This is a genomic window from Bacteroides propionicifaciens DSM 19291 = JCM 14649, from assembly GCF_000375405.1.
GTDB lineage: Bacteria > Bacteroidota > Bacteroidia > Bacteroidales > Bacteroidaceae > Bacteroides_E > Bacteroides_E propionicifaciens.
The window spans coordinates 41,149-63,109 of record NZ_AQWS01000016.1; the positions used below are offsets into that span (position 1 = coordinate 41,149).

Annotated in this window: 31 protein-coding genes; 29 read left to right on the plus strand and 2 right to left on the minus strand. The window is 37.5% G+C overall.

The annotated features are described in order from the left end of the window. The first annotated feature begins 344 nt into the window (after positions 1-344). Together glsA and glsB are read left to right on the plus strand one after the other, a co-directional pair. Entirely contained in the window at positions 345-1,166 is an 822-nt protein-coding gene (glsA, locus tag B091_RS0106365; RefSeq protein WP_018109178.1) for a lyso-glycine lipid O-acyltransferase GlsA, read from the plus strand. Positions 1,167-1,187: 21 nt separating this feature from the next. Continuing rightward, on the plus strand, positions 1,188-2,174 hold the full coding sequence (glsB, locus tag B091_RS0106370; RefSeq protein ID WP_018109179.1) for a glycine N(alpha)-acyltransferase GlsB: 987 nt from the start codon (positions 1,188-1,190) through the stop codon (positions 2,172-2,174). A 19-nt stretch (positions 2,175-2,193) separates the two neighbouring features. Here glsB and B091_RS0106375 read toward each other — a convergent pair whose 3' ends face one another. Continuing rightward, positions 2,194-3,522, minus strand: a complete 1,329-nt coding sequence (locus B091_RS0106375) for a deoxyguanosinetriphosphate triphosphohydrolase (protein ID WP_025069489.1) — start codon at positions 3,520-3,522, stop codon at positions 2,194-2,196. A 125-nt stretch (positions 3,523-3,647) separates the two neighbouring features. On the opposite strand from B091_RS0106375, the gene dut reads away from it, so the two are divergent. Genes dut through B091_RS11855 form a run of 3 tightly spaced genes read left to right on the plus strand, consistent with a single transcriptional unit; the run spans position 3,648 to position 6,406 of the window. After that, positions 3,648-4,082, plus strand: coding sequence for a dUTP diphosphatase (gene dut / locus B091_RS0106380; RefSeq protein ID WP_018109181.1), 435 nt, complete (start codon positions 3,648-3,650; stop codon positions 4,080-4,082). 6 nt (positions 4,083-4,088) lie between these two features. Further along, positions 4,089-5,855 carry a tetratricopeptide repeat protein gene (locus B091_RS0106385; RefSeq protein WP_034525053.1) on the plus strand — a complete coding sequence of 589 codons (1,767 nt, stop codon included), beginning with the start codon at positions 4,089-4,091 and terminating at the stop codon, positions 5,853-5,855. A gap of 5 nt (positions 5,856-5,860) precedes the next feature. Then, positions 5,861-6,406: a DUF4292 domain-containing protein gene (locus tag B091_RS11855; protein ID WP_025069490.1), complete on the plus strand. Its 546-nt coding sequence runs from the start codon at positions 5,861-5,863 to the stop codon at positions 6,404-6,406. A gap of 116 nt (positions 6,407-6,522) precedes the next feature. Here the strand turns inward: B091_RS11855 and B091_RS0106395 are convergent, their stop codons facing one another. Next, positions 6,523-7,581, minus strand: coding sequence for a M20/M25/M40 family metallo-hydrolase (locus tag B091_RS0106395; protein ID WP_018109184.1), 1,059 nt, complete (start codon positions 7,579-7,581; stop codon positions 6,523-6,525). A 162-nt stretch (positions 7,582-7,743) separates the two neighbouring features. Between B091_RS0106395 and B091_RS0106400 the strand changes: the two genes are divergently transcribed. The 24 genes from B091_RS0106400 to rpsE all read left to right on the plus strand — a co-directional run bounded on the left by B091_RS0106400 (position 7,744) and on the right by rpsE (position 21,951). Continuing rightward, positions 7,744-9,546, plus strand: a complete 1,803-nt coding sequence (locus B091_RS0106400) for an AMP-dependent synthetase/ligase (RefSeq protein WP_018109185.1) — start codon at positions 7,744-7,746, stop codon at positions 9,544-9,546. A gap of 133 nt (positions 9,547-9,679) precedes the next feature. Then, entirely contained in the window at positions 9,680-9,985 is a 306-nt protein-coding gene (locus tag B091_RS0106405) for a DUF3467 domain-containing protein (RefSeq protein ID WP_018109186.1), read from the plus strand. 118 nt (positions 9,986-10,103) lie between these two features. Further along, complete coding sequence (rpsL, locus tag B091_RS0106410; RefSeq protein ID WP_018109187.1) at positions 10,104-10,487, plus strand: 30S ribosomal protein S12; 384 nt, start codon at positions 10,104-10,106, stop codon at positions 10,485-10,487. A 169-nt stretch (positions 10,488-10,656) separates the two neighbouring features. Beyond that, positions 10,657-11,133 (plus strand): 30S ribosomal protein S7, encoded by a 477-nt coding sequence (gene rpsG, locus B091_RS0106415; RefSeq protein ID WP_018109188.1) that lies wholly within the window; start codon positions 10,657-10,659, stop codon positions 11,131-11,133. Between the two features lie 56 nt (positions 11,134-11,189). Continuing rightward, positions 11,190-13,307: an elongation factor G gene (fusA, locus tag B091_RS0106420; RefSeq protein ID WP_018109189.1), complete on the plus strand. Its 2,118-nt coding sequence runs from the start codon at positions 11,190-11,192 to the stop codon at positions 13,305-13,307. 99 nt (positions 13,308-13,406) lie between these two features. Further along, complete coding sequence (rpsJ, locus tag B091_RS0106425) at positions 13,407-13,712, plus strand: 30S ribosomal protein S10 (RefSeq protein ID WP_006743617.1); 306 nt, start codon at positions 13,407-13,409, stop codon at positions 13,710-13,712. Between the two features lie 20 nt (positions 13,713-13,732). Next, positions 13,733-14,350 carry a 50S ribosomal protein L3 gene (rplC, locus tag B091_RS0106430; RefSeq protein WP_018109190.1) on the plus strand — a complete coding sequence of 206 codons (618 nt, stop codon included), beginning with the start codon at positions 13,733-13,735 and terminating at the stop codon, positions 14,348-14,350. Then, on the plus strand, positions 14,350-14,976 hold the full coding sequence (rplD, locus tag B091_RS0106435; protein ID WP_018109191.1) for a 50S ribosomal protein L4: 627 nt from the start codon (positions 14,350-14,352) through the stop codon (positions 14,974-14,976). Before rplC ends, rplD begins: the two co-directional genes overlap by 1 nt. A gap of 14 nt (positions 14,977-14,990) precedes the next feature. Next, positions 14,991-15,281 (plus strand): 50S ribosomal protein L23, encoded by a 291-nt coding sequence (rplW, locus tag B091_RS0106440; protein WP_018109192.1) that lies wholly within the window; start codon positions 14,991-14,993, stop codon positions 15,279-15,281. 5 nt (positions 15,282-15,286) lie between these two features. Further along, on the plus strand, positions 15,287-16,108 hold the full coding sequence (gene rplB / locus B091_RS0106445) for a 50S ribosomal protein L2 (protein WP_018109193.1): 822 nt from the start codon (positions 15,287-15,289) through the stop codon (positions 16,106-16,108). Positions 16,109-16,131: 23 nt separating this feature from the next. Then, a complete protein-coding gene (gene rpsS / locus B091_RS0106450; RefSeq protein ID WP_018109194.1) occupies positions 16,132-16,398 on the plus strand; it encodes a 30S ribosomal protein S19 in 267 nt (88 codons plus the stop codon). Positions 16,399-16,437: 39 nt separating this feature from the next. Next, positions 16,438-16,848, plus strand: a complete 411-nt coding sequence (rplV, locus tag B091_RS0106455; RefSeq protein ID WP_018109195.1) for a 50S ribosomal protein L22 — start codon at positions 16,438-16,440, stop codon at positions 16,846-16,848. Positions 16,849-16,855: 7 nt separating this feature from the next. Further along, a complete protein-coding gene (gene rpsC, locus B091_RS0106460) occupies positions 16,856-17,587 on the plus strand; it encodes a 30S ribosomal protein S3 (RefSeq protein ID WP_018109196.1) in 732 nt (243 codons plus the stop codon). 22 nt (positions 17,588-17,609) lie between these two features. Beyond that, complete coding sequence (gene rplP / locus B091_RS0106465) at positions 17,610-18,044, plus strand: 50S ribosomal protein L16 (protein WP_018109197.1); 435 nt, start codon at positions 17,610-17,612, stop codon at positions 18,042-18,044. A 3-nt stretch (positions 18,045-18,047) separates the two neighbouring features. Beyond that, on the plus strand, positions 18,048-18,245 hold the full coding sequence (gene rpmC, locus B091_RS0106470; protein WP_018109198.1) for a 50S ribosomal protein L29: 198 nt from the start codon (positions 18,048-18,050) through the stop codon (positions 18,243-18,245). Then, on the plus strand, positions 18,242-18,511 hold the full coding sequence (gene rpsQ, locus B091_RS0106475; protein WP_018109199.1) for a 30S ribosomal protein S17: 270 nt from the start codon (positions 18,242-18,244) through the stop codon (positions 18,509-18,511). The genes rpmC and rpsQ overlap by 4 nt, the downstream gene beginning before the upstream one ends. A gap of 2 nt (positions 18,512-18,513) precedes the next feature. Further along, positions 18,514-18,879 (plus strand): 50S ribosomal protein L14, encoded by a 366-nt coding sequence (gene rplN / locus B091_RS0106480; RefSeq protein WP_018109200.1) that lies wholly within the window; start codon positions 18,514-18,516, stop codon positions 18,877-18,879. A 20-nt stretch (positions 18,880-18,899) separates the two neighbouring features. After that, on the plus strand, positions 18,900-19,220 hold the full coding sequence (rplX, locus tag B091_RS0106485; RefSeq protein ID WP_025069493.1) for a 50S ribosomal protein L24: 321 nt from the start codon (positions 18,900-18,902) through the stop codon (positions 19,218-19,220). After that, entirely contained in the window at positions 19,220-19,771 is a 552-nt protein-coding gene (gene rplE, locus B091_RS0106490; protein WP_018109202.1) for a 50S ribosomal protein L5, read from the plus strand. The genes rplX and rplE overlap by 1 nt, the downstream gene beginning before the upstream one ends. Positions 19,772-19,784: 13 nt before the next feature. Beyond that, a complete protein-coding gene (gene rpsN / locus B091_RS0106495; RefSeq protein ID WP_018109203.1) occupies positions 19,785-20,054 on the plus strand; it encodes a 30S ribosomal protein S14 in 270 nt (89 codons plus the stop codon). Positions 20,055-20,102: 48 nt separating this feature from the next. After that, entirely contained in the window at positions 20,103-20,498 is a 396-nt protein-coding gene (gene rpsH / locus B091_RS0106500) for a 30S ribosomal protein S8 (protein WP_018109204.1), read from the plus strand. Between the two features lie 13 nt (positions 20,499-20,511). Then, a complete protein-coding gene (gene rplF / locus B091_RS0106505; protein ID WP_018109205.1) occupies positions 20,512-21,069 on the plus strand; it encodes a 50S ribosomal protein L6 in 558 nt (185 codons plus the stop codon). A gap of 21 nt (positions 21,070-21,090) precedes the next feature. After that, a complete protein-coding gene (gene rplR, locus B091_RS0106510; protein WP_018109206.1) occupies positions 21,091-21,432 on the plus strand; it encodes a 50S ribosomal protein L18 in 342 nt (113 codons plus the stop codon). Between the two features lie 3 nt (positions 21,433-21,435). Then, positions 21,436-21,951, plus strand: coding sequence for a 30S ribosomal protein S5 (rpsE, locus tag B091_RS0106515; RefSeq protein WP_025069494.1), 516 nt, complete (start codon positions 21,436-21,438; stop codon positions 21,949-21,951). Positions 21,952-21,961: the final 10 nt, after the last annotated feature.

The following is a 21,961-nucleotide window of genomic DNA, read 5'->3' on the forward strand; positions in this document are numbered from 1 at the left end:
ACACAATTTGATTTGTAAAAGTACACAATTCTCCACAATTCCCCACTCTTTTTCGATTGAATATTTGCCATATATGTATAGCTATAGTTTTATGCTGTGCTGAAGTGTAAAAGAATATTTGCTCGGCTAGTTTCTTGCCCTACTTTCCTTGGGTGTGCTCTAGCTTTAATTTAACCTAAAGGCTTAGCTATACCTCCAGTTAACTTAGATCAAGTAGGTTTCAAAAGGTTTTTTTACCTGAGTTTTAAGACTGTTGCAGCTTGATTAGTCATATTTTATTTAAATAATTACATAGTTCTCAAAAGATAAGCTAAATTTGCGATTGTAATTCATTTTTCGTTATTATGGGTAAGAATGACTTATTCTTAATTGATGTTGAAGGAATACTTCGCAATAAAATGTCGAAGTATTATAAATATGTACCAAAGAGCTTTATCCGTTACCTCAAGAGAATTGTTCATCAAGAGGAATTGAATGAGTTTTTACTCAACGGAGGAAAGGGGAAAGAGGGGGTTGACTTTTTAGAGGCCTGTCTTGAATTTTTGGATACTAGTTTAGATGTTCAAGGAATAGAAAATCTTCCTTCGGGTGGATTGTATACTTTTGTTTCTAATCATCCCTTAGGAGGACAAGATGGTGTCGCATTGGGTTATATTTTAGGAAAGCGCTACGATGGTAAGGTGAAGTACTTAGTTAATGATTTACTAATGAACCTTAGCGGATTAGCTCCTTTATGTATTCCAATCAATAAAACTGGAAACCAATCTAGGGATTTCCCCAAAATGATAAAGGCTGGATTTGAGTCCGATAATCAGCTAATCATGTTTCCCGCAGGTTTATGTTCACGAAAGATTGATGGTATAATCCAAGATTTACCTTGGAAGAAAACCTTCATTGTTAAGAGTGTTGAGACTAAACGAGATGTGATTCCTATATTCTTCGAAGGACGAAATTCAAACTTTTTTTATAACTTATCGAAAGCTTGTAAGGTTTTGGGTATTAAATTTAATATTGCGATGCTTTATCTAGCCGATGAGATGTTTAAAAACAGACACAAAACATTTACTGTTAAAATAGGTAAGCCTATTCCATGGCAAACCTTTGACAAAAGTAAGTCTGCAAACCAGTGGGCAGCTTATGTACGAGATATTGTTTATAAATTATAAAGAAACACCACTATTATATTTATGGAAAAAATTATTGATGCGGTTGATAAGAACCTCATAAAGGCAGAACTGACAGAAGATAAAAGGTTGAGGATGACTAATAAAAGTCAGAATCAAATCTATATCATTACCTACCAAGATTCACCTAATGTTATGCGTGAGATTGGCCGTTTGCGTGAAATAGCATTTAGAGCTGCTGGTGGTGGTACTGGTAAAGCTGTTGATATTGATGAGTTCGATGAGATGGAGAATGCTTATAAGCAACTGCTTGTATGGGATCCTGAATCAGAAGAAATTTTGGGTGGATATCGTTATATCTTGGGCACTGATGTGCGCATTGAAAACGGCGTTCCTCAAATTGCTACTTCTCATCTTTTTAATTTCTCTTCGCAGTTTATTTCTGAATATCTTCCGACTACCATAGAGCTAGGACGTTCTTTTGTTACTCTAGAATATCAGTCAACTCGTGCTGGCAGAAAAGGTCTATTTGCTTTGGATAATTTATGGGATGGGCTTGGAGCTTTGACTGTAATCATGCCTACAGTGAAGTATTTCTTTGGTAAAGTAACTATGTATCCGAGCTACCATAAGCAGGGACGAGATATGATTTTATATTTCCTTAAAAAGCATTTTGCTGATAAAGAGAATTTAATTACTCCCATTAAGCCACTCGAAATTGAATCGGATGAGCAGGCTTTGGTCGAACTATTCAATAAAGATAGCTTTAGTGAAGATTATCGCATCCTAAATAAAGAAATCCGTCAGCTAGGTTTTAATATTCCACCTCTTGTTAATGCATATATGGGATTAAGCCCAACTATGAAAATGTTTGGAACTGCCGTTAATTATGGATTTGGAGATGTTGAAGAAACAGGAATTCTTATTGCTGTGGATGAGATTCTTGAAGATAAAAGAGTCCGTCACATCCAATCTTTTGTCGACGAGCGCAACGGAGATTATGGCGACTTGACCTCTGGTGCCAATAATGTTATTTTCCCTATAAAATAAACTCTTACTACCAGCCATTTTAAATGGCTGGTAAACTATGTCCATTAATCTTTCTGAATAAATCTAAGGCGTAGATATCGGTCATGCCTGAGATAAAGTCGAGCACTGCCTGAACTCTTATATTTAAGTCGTCCGCTAGCATGTCGTATTGAGTAGGTACCTTATCTATAAGAAGTCTTGAATAAATTTTTTCGGGCGATTGTACTGCTTCAATATAGTAGTCAAGTAGGGTTCTAATAATTTTATATCCAGCCAACTCAATATCAGCAACCTCTTTGGATCGATAAATCTTTTTGTATGCTGTCTTTTTACATGCCTCATAGGCCGACTTCGTCTTATCGGGGAGACATGAAATCAAATCCTCAGTAAATTCACCCCTCAAGATTTCTTCTTCATTAGCTATGAATGTACTAGAGGCTTGTTGGACTAGTAGCCCAATGATAATTGATCTTAAGTAGCCGATTTGTTCATTTGCATCGGTAACTGTCTTAAATACCTCTTGAGCACTAGAAAGCTGTTCCTCATTTAAGTAAGCATTAAGAAGTTCAAAGACCTCACTCGAGTTTAATATTCTGAGTTTGTGAGCATCCTCTATATCCATGAGCTGGTAGCAGATATCATCTGCCGCTTCGACTAAATAGACCAAAGGGTGTCTTGCGTAGTGTACCGCTTCTCCATCGTGCTTAATTATACCCAACTCAGAGGCTATTCTTTCAAAATTATCCTTTTCGGTTGCAAAGAAGCCGAATTTTGATTTGCTCCCTGCTAGCTTTGATTCGTATGGATACTTGACAATCGAAGCCAAGGTGCTATAAGTTAATGCGAAGCCACCTTTGCGACGTCCCTTAAACTGATGTGTTAGCAATCGGAATGCATTGGCATTGCCTTCAAAGTGTACGATGTCAGACCAAAGTTTATCCTTTATTATACCCTCTAGACTCTTACCTGCTCCTTCTGAAAAATAGGTTGAAATAGCCGATTCGCCTGAATGACCAAAAGGTGGGTTACCCAAATCGTGGGCAAGACAAGCTGCTGATACGATAGATCCTATCTCCCCGATTAATGTGTTGTTTGCTAGCTCGGGATGCTTCTCTATTAATAGGTGGCTAACACTGTTACCTAGTGAACGGCCTACACATGAAACCTCTAAACTATGTGTGAGCCTATTGTGTACAAAAACGCTTCCTGGAAGAGGAAACACTTGAGTCTTGTTTTGTAGACGTCGGAAAGGATTCGAAAAAATTAAGCGGTCGAAATCTCGCTGAAACTCTGTGCGGTTATGTTCTGCTATTTTGTACCTCTCTTCTAAACCGAATCGTTTGGTAGAAAGAAGTTGTTGCCAATTCATCATGATGTTTTTAATTAGGACTTTATATCCCCCTCAACAAATGCTTTGGAAGGTTATTTTATCAGAAAAGTAATGATTATCTCTCGAAATTATCTAATTTCGTCACTCAATTTAATTATGAAGGTATGAAAATTAAAATAATAAATCGTTCAAAACATCAATTACCGAACTATTCAACTCTTTTGTCTGCCGGCATGGATATTAGGGCCAATCTTGAAGAAGCAATCGCGCTTCAACCTATGGAGAGAAGGCTTATTCCTACGGGCTTGTTTATGGCACTTCCTGCGGGTTACGAAGCTCAAATTCGCCCCAGAAGTGGTTTGGCTCTCAAGCATGGTATTAGTTTGCTCAATACTCCTGGTACTATCGATGCTGACTATAGAGGCGAAATAGGAATCATTATGGTAAACCTATCTAAAGAGGTTTTTGTTGTAAATGATGGTGAGCGAATTGCTCAAATGGTAATTGCCAAGTATGAACAAATCGGCTGGGAGCTAGTTGAAACATTAGACGATACTGAAAGAGGTACAGGAGGATTTGGCCATACAGGTAAAAAATAAGATGCAATGATTAAATTAAATAAACTATGCTACGTTCTGCTGGCTCTTTTGCTTGGTGGACTTAGTCTGACTCCTGCGATGGGGCAAAATATAAGTCAAGCGCAAGAGCTGTCTAAGGATACTTTGCTAGCAAACGTGCTAAGTGATAATCTTGACCGTAAATATTCTTACTATTATCTCGAGGGGGTTCTTAAAAAAAATACGGGTGATCTAGACGATGCTTTTCAGCTATTTAACCACTGCATCGCAATAGATAGTACTCAGGCTGATGCATATTATCAGTTGGGTTCAATGTATATGCAACTCAATCAGGCTGATAAAGCACTTAATTCTTTTCGCAAATCTATAGCTATTGATAGTCTTAACTACTGGTATAATGAATCTTACTTTATTTCGCTTTACAATGCATCGGCAAAGGATATGGCTCCAGCTATTGCTCAGCTCGAAGCGATGACCAGACGATTCCCCAATAAGACTCAACTTCAGTTTCAACTCTTTGAGCTTTACTCTCAAAGTAGAGAGTACGATAAGATGATTTCTGTACTCGACCAGCTCGAGAGCAAAATGGGCAAGAGTGAGCAGCTAAGTATGCAGAAATTCCGAGTTTATTTGATGAAGGGCGAAGAAGATAAAGCCTATGCTGAAATGCTAGCTCTAGTAGAGGCTTGTCCCAACGATTTGCGTTACCGTGTTGTCCTAGCAGATCTATACTTGACTAACGGAAAAAAGAAACAGGCTTACTCTTTACTCAAAAAAGTATTGGAGCAAGAACCCGATTTCCCAATGGCTGTTTATGCTTTAGCTAGTTATTACCAACAGACCAATCAAGACAAAGAGTATCTCGATCAGGTGCAAAAGATAATATTTAATCCCAAAGCTGAGGATGAGCTTCGTCTGAATCTTATCAGACAATATATCTCAAACCCCAAGGTTGATAGCTTGGATGTTATTGCATTGTTTGACAAAGCTTTAGAATTGGATGTTGAAGACGATCAAATTCCGATGCTCTATGCTCAATATCTCTACACACAAAACATGCAAGATCAAGCTAAGCCTGTTCTAGAACGTGTGATTAAAATTGATCCCTCCAATACTCCCTCAAGATTAATGCTTTTAGGGTTAGCTATAAAAGCTGACGATTATAAAGAGGTTATTACACTTTGTCAAGGTGGTATATTGGCTAGTCCTTCGACTCTGGAATTCTATTACTATTTGGCAATTGCTTATAATCAGGCAGAGTCTTATGATAAGCTAATTGAAGTGGTTGAATCTGCTCTTAATGTGGTTGATGAGACCACTCCCAAAGAGTTGATTTCAGATTTTTATGCCATAATGGGTGATGCTTATCATTCTCTGGGTAAAACTAAGGAGTTATATCAGGCTTATGAAAAAGCGCTTGAGTTAAATCCTGAAAACCTAGGGGTACTCAATAATTATGCTTATTACCTTTCGGTTGAAAAACGTCAACTTGATAAAGCCGAACAAATGAGCAAAAAAACGGTTGATGCCGAACCTTCAAATGCTACATTTTTGGATACTTATGCTTGGATTCTTTTTGAGTTGAACCGATTTACTCAGGCCAAAGTGTTTATTGATACTGCTCTGCAACATGGAGGACAGGAGAGTGGAGTGGTGGTTGAACACGCTGGTGATATCTACTGGAAAGTTGGTCAGAAGGATAAAGCTATTGAACTTTGGTTACAAGCTGATAAGCTTGGTGCTGGACCCAAAATTAAAGAGAAGATAAAGAAGAGAAAATACATTAGTGAGTAATCATTATGAAGCAAAGACTATTCTGGCCTCTATTATTGATTGTCTTATTCGTGTCCTCTTGTTCTACATCAAGGTTTCATTCTGCTTCTGAGAAGCCTTATTTGACTTGTCGATTTGAGGTTATTATGCCCTCCCAGGCACACGAGAAGATTAATGGAGTGTTACAACTCTACAAGGATAGCGTGATTCGTATCTCTTTTAGAGCACCTATGGTACGTTCCGAACTCGCCTTATTAGTCTATAGTCCAACAGAGCTGTTGGTAGTAGATAGAACTAATAAGCTTTATGTTAGTGAGGCATATCCCATTGATCCCGCTTATGGAATACATGTCGACTCTTTTGATACTTTTCAAAATCGAATAATTAATGCATCGAAGCGCAAAAAGCCCTCCTTCTTTTTTGCCTCAGATTTTGGGTGGACTGCATTTGGGGAGGCTACAATTCAGCTTTATAAGTTTTCGGACTCTCCCTTCGAGGTTCGCCCCACTAAACTCTCTAGGCGTTATGTTTCATCTACTCTGAATGAGTTGCTTGGGTCAATGGGCCTTTGAGCATTGAGTTGTTGGGTTTAAAAAATGACTTACTCGTTGTAGTCAAACCACCTACTGGTTTGTATGGTGTGACTTACTATCTGTCCATAGCTATCCTAGGTACTCTCTTGCTACTTTTAGAATCTAAAGCTTTCGATTAGTTTCTTGTAGCTTAAGAGTGCGTGTTCAATTTCGGAAACCTTAATGTACTCATTTGCCGTGTGTGAGCGAGCAGACTCTCCTGGGCCAAGTTTAATTGAGGGAAACCCCATGAGTGCTTGATCTGAGAGAGTAGGTGAGCCAAAAGGTTTATACCCCTGGCTGATGAGATGTTTGTAGAAAGGGTGTTCTATATGAAGCTGCGAGGAGTTTAAGCGTGTTGATCTGGCTTTTACTTCGCAACTGGTGTTTGTTTCTATTATTTCTAATAGTTCTTCATTTGTGTAGCATCCATTTCCTCTGATATCCACTACGAATGAACATTTATCTGGCACTACATTGTGTTGTGAGCCAGCTTCAACTTGTGTTACGCTCATCTGTACAGGTCCTAGAAAAGAAGAAACTTTAGGGAAATAGAAGTCTTTAAACCATGTAATTTCGTTAATTGCTTTATAGATAGCATTTACTCCCTCTTTCCGTGCCGCATGACCTGCAACTCCTGTTGTCAGACAATCCAAAACCATTAATCCTTTTTCTGCTACGGCAGGTTGCATCCCTGTGGGTTCTCCAACTATAGCAAGATCGAATTTATCGTACTGCTTTAAAACCAATGATATCCCGTTTTTTCCACTAACCTCTTCTTCTGCTGAGGCACAAAATGCGAGATTAAAAGGGAGTTTATCGTATAGCTCTATGGTCGTCAGGAGAAGGCAGATTAAACTTGCTCCAGCATCGTTACTACCCAGTCCATATAATATGCCCTTTTTGAGTTCAGCGCCGAAAGGGTCTTCGCTCCAGGAGCTAACTGGCTTGACCGTATCTATGTGAGAGTTCAAGAGTAGTGTGGGTTCTTTGAGGTAGCGCTTCTTATCAAGTATTAGTAAGTTATTCCCAATTCTTTCTAAAGGCAGTCCCTGATCTTTGATGAATTTTTCCAACATGTCGGCAACAGAGTCTTCTTGTCGACTGAACGAAGCAGTTTTTATAATTGACTGAAGTAAATTTATAGCTTGTTCTGTAAGGCTTAGTTTTTTCATGTCTGTATGTTTTATTGTTCTAGTCTTTAAGCTTTCCAAATTTAGGCCTTTGAGAAGATATAACAGCCTAAATAATAGTTGTATTTACAATTATTCTCTGCCTAAAATGATGAAATTAATAATTATCCTATACCTTTGTAGCTGAATTTCAAAATATAAGATATGATATACCATCATTTATCTGTTTTAATTCATCGTCAAGCTGAAAAATATGGCGATCGAATAGCAATGAAGTATCGTGACTATGATTTGGCTCAATGGATCCCTATTAGCTGGAATCAATATTCTGATACTGTTCATAAAGTAGCTAATGCAATGGTTGCTTTGGGGATTGAAGAAACTGAGAATATCGGAGTCTTCTCTCAGAATAAGCCTGAGTGTCTTTACTGCGATTTTGGGGCATATGCCAATAGGGCTGTTGTTATTCCTTTTTATGCAACAAGTTCTCCTGCTCAAGCTCAGTATATGATTAATGATGCTCAGATTCGATTTTTGTTCGTGGGTGAGCAATTTCAATATGAAGCTGCTATACGTGTTATTGGTCATTGCCACACGTTGAAGCAAATTATAATATTCGATAAAAAAGTCGTTAGAGATCCTAGAGATACCTCTTCGATTTATTTTGATGAGTTTTTAAAGCTTGGTGAGTCTCGTTCTTATGCTGATGTTGTTCAAGAGCGAACAAGTAAGGCTTCTGGTGACGATTTAGCAAATATTCTTTATACCTCAGGTACTACGGGTGAGCCCAAAGGTGTGATGCTCCATCACTCCAACTTTATAGAGGCTACTCGTTTGCATCACTTGCGATTAGTTGATCTAACGGATAAAGACGTTTCTCTAAACTTTTTACCCCTTACTCATGTCTTTGAACGTGGTTGGGTTTATATCTGCTTTAGTAAGGGTGTACAAGTTTGCGTTAACTTGGTTCCTCAAGATATCCAGACCTCTATGAGGGAGCTTCGCCCTACTGTTATGTGTAGCGTACCTCGTTTTTGGGAGAAAGTATATTTGGGTGTTATTGAGAAAATCGAAGGTTCTAAGGGTGTTGTTAAGCAACTTATGCTCAATGCTGTTAAAGTGGGGCGAGAGCATAATAATCATTATATACGTCTGGGTAAGAAACCGCCTAGAATGTTACACCTGAAATATAAGTTCTACGAAAAGACTGTTATGCAGGTGCTCAAGAAAACTATCGGATTAGAAAACGGAAACTTTTTCCCTGCTGCTGGAGCTGCTTTGCCAGCCGAAGTTGCCGAATTTGTATATGCAGTCGGTATAAATGTCATTACTGGCTATGGTTTAACAGAATCTACTGCGACGGTATCTTGTACAAGCAAAACTCATTTTGATTTCCATTCTGTAGGCTTTCCTATGGATGATGTTCAAGTGAAAATTGGCGAGAAAGAAGAAATTCTTCTTAAAGGTAAAACGATAACTAAAGGCTACTACAAAAATGCAGAGGCAACTGCTAAGGCTTTTGATGCTGATGGTTGGTTTCATACCGGTGATACGGGGCACTTTAAAGATGGAGAGTTGTACATGACGGGTCGACTGAAAGATCTGTTTAAAACCTCCAACGGAAAATACATTGCGCCTCAGGCTTTGGAGACTAAGTTGGTGATTGATCAGTTTATTGATCAGGTATCGCTTATTGCTGATGCTCGTAAATTTGTGTCAGCTCTGATTGTTCCGGTCTATAGCAAAGTCGAAGAATATGCTAAGGAGCATGATATCCCTTATAATGATGTTGGAGAGCTTCTTACTGATCCAGCTATTCTGGCCATGTACAAAAAACGAATTCACACTCTTCAGCAACAATTTGCTTCTTACGAGCAAATAAAGAGCTTTACATTGCTCAAAGAACCCTTCAGTATGCAGAAGGGAGAACTCACTAATACGTTGAAAATAAAGAGAAATGTAGTTGCTAAAAACTATAAAGAAATCATAGATAAAATGTATAAATAAGCTCAAATAAGAGGGAGAAGTTAAATATTTCTCCCTCTTATGTTTTTTATGCTTTTAAAGCTAATGAGCTAGAAGATAAATTACTATCTTAGCAAATTGATAATCAGAACCAGTTTAAGATTTATACCCCAACATGAGTAATAGAGATAAAGAACCCAAAATAGAGATTCAGTTGCCCGAAGATATCGCTGTAGGTAATTACGCAAATCTTGTATCTGTGGCGCACTCCTCTTCAGAGTTTGTTATGGATTTTATCTCTCTTTTACCTGGTATGGATAGAGCTAAAGTTAACTCAAGAGTTATTTTAGCACCAGAACATGCCAAAAGGCTGTTGTTTACGCTTCGTGATAATATAGTCCGATACGAACAAGAGTGTGGTGAGATTGTTCTGGAAGAAATGCAGTTACCTCCAATAGGAAATGTTAGGGGAGAGGCATGATAAAGAAAAAAGTATAAGGTTGTGGATAATTAAAATATTATTTGTAATTTTGCACCCCGATTATACTTGATTAGAAATCAATAACAACAATATATAAATAATAAAAACAAATTAAGAAATGCCTACAATTCAACAATTAGTTAGAAAGGGTCGTTCAGTGCTTAAAGAGAAAAGTCATTCTCCTGCACTAGAATCTTGCCCTCAAAGACGTGGCGTTTGTGTGAGAGTATATACTACTACTCCTAAAAAACCAAACTCTGCGATGCGTAAAGTGGCTCGTGTTCGTTTGACTAACCAAAAAGAGGTGAACTCTTACATTCCAGGTGAAGGTCACAACTTACAGGAACACTCTATTGTTTTAGTTCGTGGTGGTCGTGTAAAAGACCTTCCAGGTGTACGTTACCATATTGTACGTGGAACTTTAGATACAGCAGGTGTTGCTGATCGTAAGCAAAGACGTTCTAAATACGGAACAAAACGCCCTAAAGCAGGAAAAAAATAACAAAAACTTAAGAGCCTCTTTATTTTATTAAAGAGACTCTTGTTTTGATTTTATAATAATAATAACTATCGTTTTAGTTTATTGGATAGCTCAAGGTTGAGTAAATGCCCAAGAGTGGGTTTTGAAGACAAATTGATACAACCAAAAACAAAACACTATTTCATCAAAAATGAGAAAAGCTAAACCAAAAAAACGTGTTGTACTTCCAGATCCACGTTTTAATGATCGTAAGGTTACAAAATTTGTTAACCACTTAATGTATGATGGTAAGAAAAATATCTCTTATGAGATTTTTTACACTGCACTAGATATCATTACTGAAAAAATGACTAACGAAGAGAAATCAGCGTTGGATATCTGGAAAAAAGCTTTGGAAAATGTTACTCCTTTGGTTGAGGTTAAATCTCGTCGTATTGGTGGTGCTACTTTCCAAGTTCCTACAGAAATCATCCCTGCTAGAAAAGAGTCAATTTCAATGAAAAACTTGATTCTATTTGCACGTAAAAGAGCAGGTAAATCTATGGCTGAAAAGCTTGCTTCTGAAATTCAAGATGCTTATAACGAGCAAGGTGGATCTTTTAAACGTAAAGAAGAAGTTCATAGAATGGCTGAAGCCAACAGAGCATTCGCTCACTTCCGTTTCTAATTCAATCATTCTAGATTTACTTTATATATTTAAAACCTAAAAATTAGAATTAGAAAATGTCACAAAAAGATTTACACTTTACAAGAAATATTGGTATCATGGCTCACATTGATGCCGGAAAGACCACAACTTCTGAGCGTATTCTGTATTACACAGGATTAACTCACAAAATCGGTGAAACTCACGACGGTAGTGCAACCATGGACTGGATGCAACAAGAACAAGATCGTGGTATCACTATTACATCTGCTGCTACTACTACTTTTTGGAAGTATGACAACCAGATGTATAAAATCAACTTGATTGATACTCCAGGGCACGTTGACTTTACTGTAGAGGTAGAGCGTTCTCTTCGTGTGCTTGATGGTGCTGTTGCTACTTATTGTGCTGTTGGTGGTGTTGAGCCTCAATCAGAAACAGTTTGGAGACAGGCTGACAAATATAACGTTCCACGTATTGGTTACGTAAACAAAATGGACCGTTCTGGTGCAAACTTCTTCGAAGTTGTTCGCCAAATGCAAACTGTTCTTGGATCTAATCCTTGTCCAGTGGTTATTCCTATCGGTGCTGAAGAAACTTTCGTAGGTTTAGTAGACCTTATCAAAATGAAAGCTATCTACTGGCACGATGAAACTATGGGTGCTGACTTTGATGTTGCTGAAATTCCAGCAGATCTTATGGATGAAGCTCAAGAGTGGAGAGATAAAATGCTTGAAAACGTTTCTAGCTTTGATGAAGCTTTAATGGAAAAGTATTTTGAAGATCCATCTACAATTACTGAAGAAGACCTTATGCGTGCACTTCGTGCGGCTACTTTGACTATGGATATCGTTCCTATGCTTTGTGGTTCTTCTTTCAAAAACAAAGGTGTTCAAACACTTCTTGACTATGCTTGTGCATTTTTACCATCTCCTGTTGATACAGGTACTATTGTTGGTACTAATCCAGAAACTGGTGAAGAAGAAGATAGACAGCCTTCAGAAAGCGAAAAAACTTGTGCTTTAGCATTTAAGATCGCAACTGACCCTTATGTTGGTCGTTTGACTTTCTTCCGTGTTTACTCAGGTAAAATTGCTGCTGGATCTTATATCTACAACACTCGTTCAGACAAAAAAGAACGTGTTTCACGTCTATTCCAAATGCACTCTAATAAACAAAATCCAGTTGATGTAATTGGTGCAGGTGATATTGGTGCAGGAGTAGGATTTAAAGATATTCACACAGGTGATACACTTTGTGATGAAGATTTCCCAATCGTACTTGAATCAATGGACTTCCCAGAACCAGTAATCGGTATTGCTATTGAGCCTAAAACTCAAAAAGATATGGATAAGCTTGGTACAGGTTTGGCTAAACTATCTGAAGAAGATCCAACGTTTACTGTTAAAACTAACGAAGAAACTGGTCAAACAGTTATCTCGGGTATGGGTGAGTTACACCTTGAAGTACTTATTGAGCGTCTTCGTACTGAGTTTAAAGTAGAATGTAATCAAGGTCGTCCTCAAGTTAACTACAAAGAGGCTATTACAAAGACTGTTGATTTACGTGAAACTTACAAAAAACAAACTGGTGGTCGTGGTAAATTTGCTGATATCATTGTTAAGATGGGACCAGTTGATGAAGACTTCACACTAGGTGGTTTACAATTCGTAGATGAAGTGAAAGGTGGTAATATTCCTAAAGAATTTATCCCTTCAGTTCAAAAAGGTTTCCAAACAGCTATGAAAAATGGTGTCCTTGCAGGTTATCCATTAGATTCATTAAAAGTTGTTCTTACTGATGGTTCTTTCCACCCTGTTGACTCTGACCAATTATCTTTCGAGATTTGTGCTATGCAAGCTTATAGAAAAGCTTCTGCTCAAGCAGGTCCTGTGTTGATGGAGCCTATCATGAGATTAGAGGTAGTAACACCTGAAGAAAACATGGGTGATATTATCGGAGACTTAAATAAACGTCGTGGTCAAGTTGAGGGTATGGAGTCTAGCCGTTCAGGTGCTCGTATCGTTAAAGCTCTTGTTCCACTAGCTGAAATGTTTGGTTACGTAACATCTTTACGTACTATATCTTCAGGACGTGCAACATCATCAATGGTTTACTCTCACCACGCAGCATTGTCTTCTTCTATTGCTAAACAAGTACTAGAAGAGTGTGACGGTCGTGTTGATTTAGTATAACTATAAAACTATAGAACTACGGAAATTAGCGAATGACTCTTAATTTCTGTAGTTCTATATTATGCAATATAAATTTATTTATTTATTATATAATTATTTATGAGTCAAAGAATCAGAATTAAACTCAAATCTTACGACCACAACTTAGTTGATAAATCAGCTGAGAAGATCGTTAAGACAGTGAAGGCGACTGGTGCTATTGTTAGTGGACCAATTCCATTACCAACTCACAAGCGTATTTTTACTGTTAACCGTTCAACTTTCGTTAATAAAAAATCGAGAGAACAATTTCAGCTTAGTTCATTTAAGCGTCTAATCGACATCTATAGCTCTACTGCTAAAACTGTTGATGCTTTAATGAAATTAGAGTTACCAAGTGGAGTTGAGGTTGAAATTAAGGTTTGATAAATTAAAAATTTACTGAAATGCCAGGATTAATAGGAAAAAAAATCGGAATGACATCCGTATTCAGTGCCGAGGGTAAAAATGTACCATGCACTGTTATCGAAGTAGGTCCTTGTGTCGTTACTCAGGTTAAGTCTCTTGAAAAAGATGGTTATGAGGCTGTTCAAATTGGTTTTATGGATCAAAAGGACAAGCATACTTCAAAACCATTGATGGGACACTTTAAAAGAGCTGGAGTAGCGCCAAAGAGACACTTGGCCGAGTTCAAGGGTTTTAATCAAGAGTTGAATTTAGGTGATGCTATAACAGTGGATTTCCTAAGTGATACCGTTTATGTAGACGTTGTAGGTACTTCCAAAGGTAAGGGCTTCCAAGGTGTTGTTAAAAGACACAACTTCGGTGGTGTTGGACAATCAACTCACGGTCAACATAACAGACAACGTAAGCCAGGTTCTATTGGTGCTGCTTCTTACCCTGCGAAAGTATTCAAAGGAATGAGAATGGGTGGCCAAATGGGTGGCGACAGAGTTACTGTTCAAAACTTACAAGTATTAAAAGTAATCGCGGAACACAATTTACTATTAGTAAAAGGTTCGGTTCCAGGTTGCAAAGGTTCAATCGTTTTAATTGAAAAATAATGGAAGTTAACGTATTAAACATAAAGGGTGAAGACACTGGAAGAAAGGTTACGTTAAACGAATCTATCTTCGGTATTGAGCCAAACGACCATGCTATTTATCTAGATGTTAAGCAGCACATGGCTAACAAACGTCAAGGTACTCACAAAACTAAAGAGAGAAATGAAATCGCCGGTTCAAGACGTAAACTAGGCCGCCAAAAAGGTGGTGGTGGTGCTCGTCGTGGTGATATTAAATCTCCACTATTAGTTGGTGGTGGCCGTGTATTTGGTCCAACTCCAAGAGATTACTCTTTCAAAGTGAATAAAAAAACAAAAGCTTTAGCAAGAAGATCGGCTTTGTCTTACAAGGCACAAGGTTTATCGATTATTGTTGTTGAAGACTTCGCTTTTGAAACACCTAAAACAAAGGAGTTTATCTCAATCACTAATAATCTTAAAGTTTCTGATAAAAAGCTACTTATGATTTTAACAGAAGCAAATAAAAATGTATATTTGTCAGCTCGTAATATTAAGGGTGCTGAAGTGAACGCAGTTTCTCATTTAAACACTTATGGTGTTTTGAATGCTGGAATTCTTGTGGTTACTGAAAGCGCTTTGTCGGCTATTGACAATATTTTAATGTAAAAAGGAGGCTTATAATGGGAATTATTATTAGACCGTTAGTTACAGAGAAAATGACAGACATCACTGAAACAAGCAATCGTTTTGGTTTTGTTGTTCGTCCTGAGGCTAACAAGCTACAAATAAAGAGAGAAATTGAAGCCCTTTACAATGTTACAGTAGCTGATGTTAATACAATGAAGTATAAGGGTAAGTCTAAAACTCGTTATACAAGAGCAGGTATTATCAGTGGAAAAACAAATGCTTTTAAGAAAGCTATTGTTACATTGAAAGAAGGAGATACTATAGACTTTTATAGCAATATTTAATAAAAATGGCAGTACGTAAAATGAAGCCCACTACACCGGGGCAAAGACATAAAATTATTGGTACTTTCGAGGAGATTACTGCACGTGTACCAGAAAAATCTCTTGTAACAGGTAAGAGAAAATCGGGTGGTAGAAATGCAATTGGTCGTATGACTATGCGTTATATCGGAGGCGGTCACCGCCAGAAACTCCGTTTTATCGACTTCAAGAGAAATAAGGACGGTGTTCCAGCAGTTGTAAAATCAATTGAGTACGATCCAAATCGTTCGGCTCGTATCGCATTGTTATACTATGCTGATGGTGAGAAAAGATACATTATTGCTCCCAATGGATTAGAAGTTGGAGCGACTCTATTATCAGGCGAGAATGCTGCACCAGAAGTTGGTAATGCATTACCTCTAGCAAATATCCCTGTGGGTACTGTAATTCATAACATTGAATTACGTCCAGGTCAAGGTGCTGCTTTCGCTCGTTCAGCAGGTAATTATGCTCAGCTTACTTCTCGTGAAGGCAAGTACTGTGTAATTAAAATGCCTTCAGGCGAGGTTCGTCAAATCTTGAGTGCTTGTAAAGCTACTATTGGTAGTGTTGGTAATTCAGATCACGCTCTTGAGAGATCGGGTAAAGCTGGTCGTTCAAGATGGTTGGGACGTAGACCACGTACTAGAGGTGTTGTAATGAATCCTGTGGATCACCCAATGGGTGGTGGTGAAGGTAAAGCTTCAGGAGGGCATCCAAGATCTCGTAAGGGACTTTATGCTAAAGGTCTTAAGACTAGAGCTCCTAAGAAGCATTCATCTAAGTACATCATCGAGAGAAGAAAGTAATAAACTGATTAATTGAAGAATTTATGAGTCGTTCATTAAAAAAAGGTCCATATATCGACATTAAACTTGAAAAAAAGATTCTTGCTATGAATGAAGAAGGCAAGAAGAATGTTGTGAAAACCTGGGCTAGAGCCTCAATGATATCTCCAGATTTTGTTGGACATACTGTTGCGGTTCACAATGGAAATAAATTTATTCCTGTTTATGTTACTGAGAATATGGTTGGGCACAAGCTTGGTGAATTTTCACCAACTCGTACCTTCAAAGGCCACTCAGGTAATAGAAGATAAGCAGGTTCTTATTATCGAACAAAAAAGTAATAAATTATAATGGGAGCAAGAAAAAGAATATCGGCTGAAAAAAGAAAAGAAGCCCTTAAAACCACGTATTTTGCGAAGATGAACAATGTTCCTACTTCTCCACGAAAAATGCGCTATGTCGTAGACATGATTCGTGGGATGGAAGTTAACAAAGCACTTGGTGTGTTGAAGTTTTCTTCTAAGGAAGCAGCTGCACGAGTTGAGAAACTCTTACGTTCAGCTATTGCGAACTGGGAGCAAAAAAATGATCGAAAAGCTGAAACTGGTGAACTTTTTGTAACAAATATCTTTGTTGATGGTGGTGCTATGTTGAAACGTATGCGTCCAGCGCCTCAAGGTAGAGCTTACAGAATTCGTAAACGTTCTAACCATGTTACGCTATTCGTTGATTCTAAAAATACTAACAACGAATTAAATTAAGGTATAGATGGGACAAAAAGTTAATCCAATAAGTAACCGCTTAGGAATTATCAGAGGATGGGATTCTAACTGGTATGGTGGAAATAATTATCGCGATAATTTATACGAAGATAGTAAAATCCGTAAATACCTTAATGCTAGACTTTCAAGAGCTAGTGTTTCTAGAATCGTTATCGAGCGTACGCTTAAATTAGTTACTATCACAATTTGTACAGCTAGACCAGGTATTATTATCGGTAAAGCAGGTTCAGAAGTTGATAAATTGAAAGAGGAGTTGAAACAACTTACTAATAAAGATATTCAAATCAATATCTTTGAAGTAAGAAGACCTGAACTTGATGCTGTAATTGTAGCAAATAGTATTGCTCGTCAGCTAGAAGGTAAAATTGCTTACCGTCGTGCAGTTAAGATGGCTATTGCCAACACTATGCGTATGGGAGCTGAGGGAATTAAAATTCAAATCTCAGGACGTTTGAATGGAGCTGAAATGGCTCGTTCAGAAATGTTCAAAGAAGGAAGAACTCCATTGCACACTTTTAGAGCAGATATTGACTACTGTCATGCTCCAGCTCTAACTAAAGTTGGTCTTCTTGGTGTTAAAGTATGGATCTGTAAAGGTGAAATATTTGATAAGGTTGATTTAGCGCCAAACTTTACACAAGAAAAACAAGCTGGTGGACGTCGTAATAGCGGTGGTAGCAATAATAAGAACTTCCGCAGAAAGAAAAATAATCGCTAATTGAGTTAGATTTTAGGAAATTATGTTACAACCAAAAAAGACTAAATTCAGAAGACAGCAAAAAGGCCGCATGAAAGGTAATGCTCAACGAGGCCATGAACTTGCTTTCGGATCTTTTGGTATTAAAACTTTGCAAGAAAAGTGGATTACAGGAAGACAAATCGAAGCAGCTCGTATTGCTGTAACTAGATATATGCAACGTCAAGGACAAATATGGATTCGTATCTTCCCTGATAAACCTATTACAAAGAAACCTGCAGAGGTTCGTATGGGTAAGGGTAAAGGTGCTCCAGAAGGTTTTGTTGCGCCTGTTAGTCCAGGTAGAATTATTATCGAAGTAGAAGGTGTACCTTACGCAGTTGCTAGAGAGGCTTTGCGTTTGGCTGCTCAAAAACTTCCAGTGACTACAAAGTTTATTGTGAGACGCGACTTTGATATCAAAAATGAAAATGCCTAACGTATGAAAATAGCAGAAATTAAAGAAATGTCTACTGCTGATTTAGCAGAGAGAATTCAAACAGAGAAGGCTAATTTAAACCAAATGGTTTTAAACCATGCTATTTCTCCATTAGAGAATCCTGCAGTTATTAAATCATTACGCAGGGCAGTTGCGCGTATGAAATCAGATTTACGCCAAAGAGAACTTAACAATAAATGATGAGCTTAATGGAAGCAAGAAATTTAAGAAAAACAAGAATAGGGGTAGTGTTAAGCGACCGTATGGATAAAACCATAACTGTTGCCGCTAAGTTCAAAGAAAAGCACCCTATGTACGGAAAATTCGTTAGTAAAACGAAGAAGTACTATGCTCATGATGAGAACAATGAATGCAACATTGGTGACACTGTTAATATTATGGAAACTCGTCCTTTGAGTAAAAACAAAAGATGGAGATTAGTAGAAATAATCGAAAGAGCTAAGTAATTATGATACAATCAGAATCCAGACTTGTAGTATGTGATAATAGTGGAGCTAGAGAGGTAATGTGTATCCGCGTTTTAGGTGGAACACGTCGTCGCTACGCTTCAGTTGGGGATGTAATTGTCGTTTCTGTAAAGAGCGTTATCCCATCTAGTGATGTTAAAAAAGGTGCAGTATCAAAGGCTTTGATCGTACGTACTAAGAAAGAAATCCGTCGTACTGATGGTTCTTATATACGTTTTGATGATAATGCTTGCGTGTTGTTAAATACAGCAGGTGACATAAGAGGTAGTCGTATTTTCGGGCCTGTAGCGAGAGAACTTCGTTCAAAAAACATGAAAGTTGTATCTTTAGCACCAGAGGTACTTTAATTTTGTAAATGACTTTAGTAATGAGTAAATTACATATAAAAAAAGGCGATACAGTCTACGTGAACACTGGCAAAGACAGAGGTAAAACTGCGAAAGTTTTGCAAGTCCTTGTTAAGGAAAATAGAGCTATAGTTGAAGGTATTAACTTAGTATCAAAAAGTACTAAGCCTAGCGCAGCAAACCCACAAGGTGGTATTGTTAAGCAAGAAGCTTCAATTCATATTTCTAATTTGAACGTTGTTGATCCTAAATCTGGAAAACCAACAAGAATTGGTAGAAAAGAAGATTCTGAAGGATCTTTAGTGCGTTATTCAAAAAAATCAGGAGAGGAGATTAAATAATGAGTAATACTGCAAGCCTTAAAAATGAATATGCAGAACGTATCGTTCCTGCATTACAATCACAATTTCAGTATACTTCAGCTATGCAAGTTCCTAAACTAGAAAAGATTGTTATCAATCAAGGTTTAGGTCAAGCTGTTGCAGATAAAAAAATTATTGATGTTGCTATCAATGAAATCACTGCAATTACAGGTCAAAAAGCCGTAGCTACAGTATCTAAAAAAGATATTTCAAACTTTAAATTGCGTAAGCAAATGCCTATTGGTGTTATGGTTACACTACGTCGCGAGCGTATGTATGAGTTTTTAGAAAAACTTGTTCGTGTAGCTTTACCACGTATCCGTGACTTTAGAGGAATCAATAGTAAGTTTGATGGTCGTGGTAACTATACTTTAGGTATTCAGGAGCAAATCATTTTCCCTGAAATTAATATCGATAGTATTACTAAAATTCTAGGAATGAATATTACCTTTGTGACTTCAGCTGAGACTGATGAAGAAGGTCATGCTTTATTGAAAGAGTTTGGTTTACCTTTTAAACAAGCTAAATAAGTTTTAAAATAATATGGCAAAAGAATCAATGAAAGCTCGTGAAGTAAAGCGAGCTAAATTAGTAGCCAAATACGCTGATAAGCGTGCTGCTCTTATTGCTGCTGGAGATTATGAAGGATTACAGGCGTTGCCAAAAAACGCATCACCTGTGAGACTTCACAACCGTTGTAGTATGACTGGTCGTCCAAAAGGATATATGCGCCAGTTTGGTATTTCAAGAATTCAATTTCGTGAAATGGCTTCAAATGGTTTAATCCCTGGCGTAAAAAAGGCCAGTTGGTAATTTTATGAATATTGTCAGGAGAGTCCTGATTAATTTAATTTTTTGAATATGACTGATCCAATAGCAGATTATTTAACGAGGTTGAGAAATGCAATTACTGCTAATCACAGAGTTGTAGAGATTCCAGCTTCGAACCTTAAAAAAGATATCACTAAGATTCTTTTTGAGAAAGGATACATCCTTAACTACAAGTTTGTAGAAGATGGTCCACAAGGTACTATCAAGATTGCATTGAAGTACGATAAAGTAAACAAAGTCAATGCCATCAAGAAACTAATTAGAGTATCTAGTCCAGGTTTACGTAAGTATGCTGGTTATAAAGATATGCCTAGAGTTATTAATGGTTTGGGTATTGCTGTAGTATCTACTTCCAGAGGTGTAATGACAAATAAAGAAGCTACTGATCATAAGATCGGTGGTGAAGTTTTATGTTACATATATTAAAAGGAGGAGAATTATGTCAAGAATAGGAAAATCACCCATCCATATACCTGCTGGTGTTACTGTAACAGTTAGTGAAAACACTGTTTCTGTAAAAGGACCAAAAGGAGAATTAAGTCAAGAAATCAATCCTAAAATCTCTGTTAACGTTGAAGGTAATGAGGTTGTTTTAACTCGTTCTTCGGAAGAAAGCCAAGAACGTGCTTTTCACGGCCTTTATCGCTCTCTTGTTAACAATATGGTTATTGGTGTGTCTGAAGGATATACTAAACAACTAGAGTTAGTTGGAGTTGGTTTCCGTGCTGCGACTCAAGCAGATAATATTTTAGAGTTAAACTTAGGTTTTACTCATAGCATCTTATTGCAGTTGCCTTCACAGGTTAAAGTTGAAGCTAAGTCTGAAAGAAACAAAAACCCATTGATCTTGCTAGAGTCTTGCGACAAGCAATTAATTGGTCAAGTTTGTGCAAAAATTCGTTCTTTCCGTAAACCTGAGCCTTACAAGGGTAAAGGTGTTAAATTTGTTGGCGAAGAAATTCGCAGAAAATCTGGTAAAGCTGCTTCAGCTAAGTAAAATCTGTAATTTTATAATAATATGACAACAAAAGTAGAAAGACGAAGAAAAATTAGATATAGAGTAAGAAATAAAATCTCTGGATCTTCTTCTTGCCCAAGAATGAGTGTTTATCGTAGTAATAAGCAAATTTACGTGCAAATTATTGATGATTTATCTGGTAAAACACTAGTTTCAGCTTCATCTCTAGGTCTTAACGTTCCTTCGAACAAAGACCAAGCAGTTAAAGTCGGCGAGTTAATCGCTAAAAAAGCCGTTGAAGCAGGTATTGAAGCAGTAGTTTTTGACCGTGGAGGTTATTTATACCATGGTAGAGTAAAAGAGCTTGCTGATGCTGCTCGTAAAGGAGGACTTAAATTTTAAATCATTATGGTAAGAAATAAAGTTAAAAATACTAACGATATCGAACTTAAAGATAGACTTGTTGCTATAAACCGTGTTGCTAAGGTGACTAAAGGTGGTAGAACCTTTAGCTTCTCTGCAATTGTGGTTGTAGGTAACGAAGACGGTCTTGTAGGTTGGGGACTTGGTAAGGCTGGTGAAGTAACTTCAGCTATTTCTAAAGCTGTAGAAGCAGCTAAGAAAAACGTTATTAAAGTTCCTGTGTTTAACGGTACAATACCTCACGAACAAGAGGCTCGCTTTGCTGGAGCAGAGGTTTTTATTAAACCTGCTTCTCATGGTACTGGAGTTGTTGCTGGTGGTGCTATGCGTGCTGTTCTAGAGAGTGTCGGTGTAACTGACGTTTTGGCTAAATCTAAAGGTTCTTCTAACGCTCATAATTTAGTGAAAGCTACAATTAAAGCACTTGAAGAGCTACGTGATGCTAAAATGGTTGCCAACAATAGAGGTATTAGTGTACAAAGAGTTTTTAAAGGATAGGAGAATTCAA

What these genes read in the sequence shown, in the direction of transcription:
- glsA (WP_018109178.1), top strand. Translation starts at nt 345, where the DNA reads ATGGGTAAGAATGACTTATTCTTAATTGATGTTGAAGGAATACTTCGC.
- glsB (WP_018109179.1), top strand. Translation starts at nt 1,188, where the DNA reads ATGGAAAAAATTATTGATGCGGTTGATAAGAACCTCATAAAGGCAGAA.
- B091_RS0106375 (WP_025069489.1), bottom strand. Translation starts at nt 3,522, where the DNA reads ATGAATTGGCAACAACTTCTTTCTACCAAACGATTCGGTTTAGAAGAG.
- dut (WP_018109181.1), top strand. Translation starts at nt 3,648, where the DNA reads ATGAAAATTAAAATAATAAATCGTTCAAAACATCAATTACCGAACTAT.
- B091_RS0106385 (WP_034525053.1), top strand. Translation starts at nt 4,089, where the DNA reads ATGATTAAATTAAATAAACTATGCTACGTTCTGCTGGCTCTTTTGCTT.
- B091_RS11855 (WP_025069490.1), top strand. Translation starts at nt 5,861, where the DNA reads ATGAAGCAAAGACTATTCTGGCCTCTATTATTGATTGTCTTATTCGTG.
- B091_RS0106395 (WP_018109184.1), bottom strand. Translation starts at nt 7,581, where the DNA reads ATGAAAAAACTAAGCCTTACAGAACAAGCTATAAATTTACTTCAGTCA.
- B091_RS0106400 (WP_018109185.1), top strand. Translation starts at nt 7,744, where the DNA reads ATGATATACCATCATTTATCTGTTTTAATTCATCGTCAAGCTGAAAAA.
- B091_RS0106405 (WP_018109186.1), top strand. Translation starts at nt 9,680, where the DNA reads ATGAGTAATAGAGATAAAGAACCCAAAATAGAGATTCAGTTGCCCGAA.
- rpsL (WP_018109187.1), top strand. Translation starts at nt 10,104, where the DNA reads ATGCCTACAATTCAACAATTAGTTAGAAAGGGTCGTTCAGTGCTTAAA.
- rpsG (WP_018109188.1), top strand. Translation starts at nt 10,657, where the DNA reads ATGAGAAAAGCTAAACCAAAAAAACGTGTTGTACTTCCAGATCCACGT.
- fusA (WP_018109189.1), top strand. Translation starts at nt 11,190, where the DNA reads ATGTCACAAAAAGATTTACACTTTACAAGAAATATTGGTATCATGGCT.
- rpsJ (WP_006743617.1), top strand. Translation starts at nt 13,407, where the DNA reads ATGAGTCAAAGAATCAGAATTAAACTCAAATCTTACGACCACAACTTA.
- rplC (WP_018109190.1), top strand. Translation starts at nt 13,733, where the DNA reads ATGCCAGGATTAATAGGAAAAAAAATCGGAATGACATCCGTATTCAGT.
- rplD (WP_018109191.1), top strand. Translation starts at nt 14,350, where the DNA reads ATGGAAGTTAACGTATTAAACATAAAGGGTGAAGACACTGGAAGAAAG.
- rplW (WP_018109192.1), top strand. Translation starts at nt 14,991, where the DNA reads ATGGGAATTATTATTAGACCGTTAGTTACAGAGAAAATGACAGACATC.
- rplB (WP_018109193.1), top strand. Translation starts at nt 15,287, where the DNA reads ATGGCAGTACGTAAAATGAAGCCCACTACACCGGGGCAAAGACATAAA.
- rpsS (WP_018109194.1), top strand. Translation starts at nt 16,132, where the DNA reads ATGAGTCGTTCATTAAAAAAAGGTCCATATATCGACATTAAACTTGAA.
- rplV (WP_018109195.1), top strand. Translation starts at nt 16,438, where the DNA reads ATGGGAGCAAGAAAAAGAATATCGGCTGAAAAAAGAAAAGAAGCCCTT.
- rpsC (WP_018109196.1), top strand. Translation starts at nt 16,856, where the DNA reads ATGGGACAAAAAGTTAATCCAATAAGTAACCGCTTAGGAATTATCAGA.
- rplP (WP_018109197.1), top strand. Translation starts at nt 17,610, where the DNA reads ATGTTACAACCAAAAAAGACTAAATTCAGAAGACAGCAAAAAGGCCGC.
- rpmC (WP_018109198.1), top strand. Translation starts at nt 18,048, where the DNA reads ATGAAAATAGCAGAAATTAAAGAAATGTCTACTGCTGATTTAGCAGAG.
- rpsQ (WP_018109199.1), top strand. Translation starts at nt 18,242, where the DNA reads ATGATGAGCTTAATGGAAGCAAGAAATTTAAGAAAAACAAGAATAGGG.
- rplN (WP_018109200.1), top strand. Translation starts at nt 18,514, where the DNA reads ATGATACAATCAGAATCCAGACTTGTAGTATGTGATAATAGTGGAGCT.
- rplX (WP_025069493.1), top strand. Translation starts at nt 18,900, where the DNA reads ATGAGTAAATTACATATAAAAAAAGGCGATACAGTCTACGTGAACACT.
- rplE (WP_018109202.1), top strand. Translation starts at nt 19,220, where the DNA reads ATGAGTAATACTGCAAGCCTTAAAAATGAATATGCAGAACGTATCGTT.
- rpsN (WP_018109203.1), top strand. Translation starts at nt 19,785, where the DNA reads ATGGCAAAAGAATCAATGAAAGCTCGTGAAGTAAAGCGAGCTAAATTA.
- rpsH (WP_018109204.1), top strand. Translation starts at nt 20,103, where the DNA reads ATGACTGATCCAATAGCAGATTATTTAACGAGGTTGAGAAATGCAATT.
- rplF (WP_018109205.1), top strand. Translation starts at nt 20,512, where the DNA reads ATGTCAAGAATAGGAAAATCACCCATCCATATACCTGCTGGTGTTACT.
- rplR (WP_018109206.1), top strand. Translation starts at nt 21,091, where the DNA reads ATGACAACAAAAGTAGAAAGACGAAGAAAAATTAGATATAGAGTAAGA.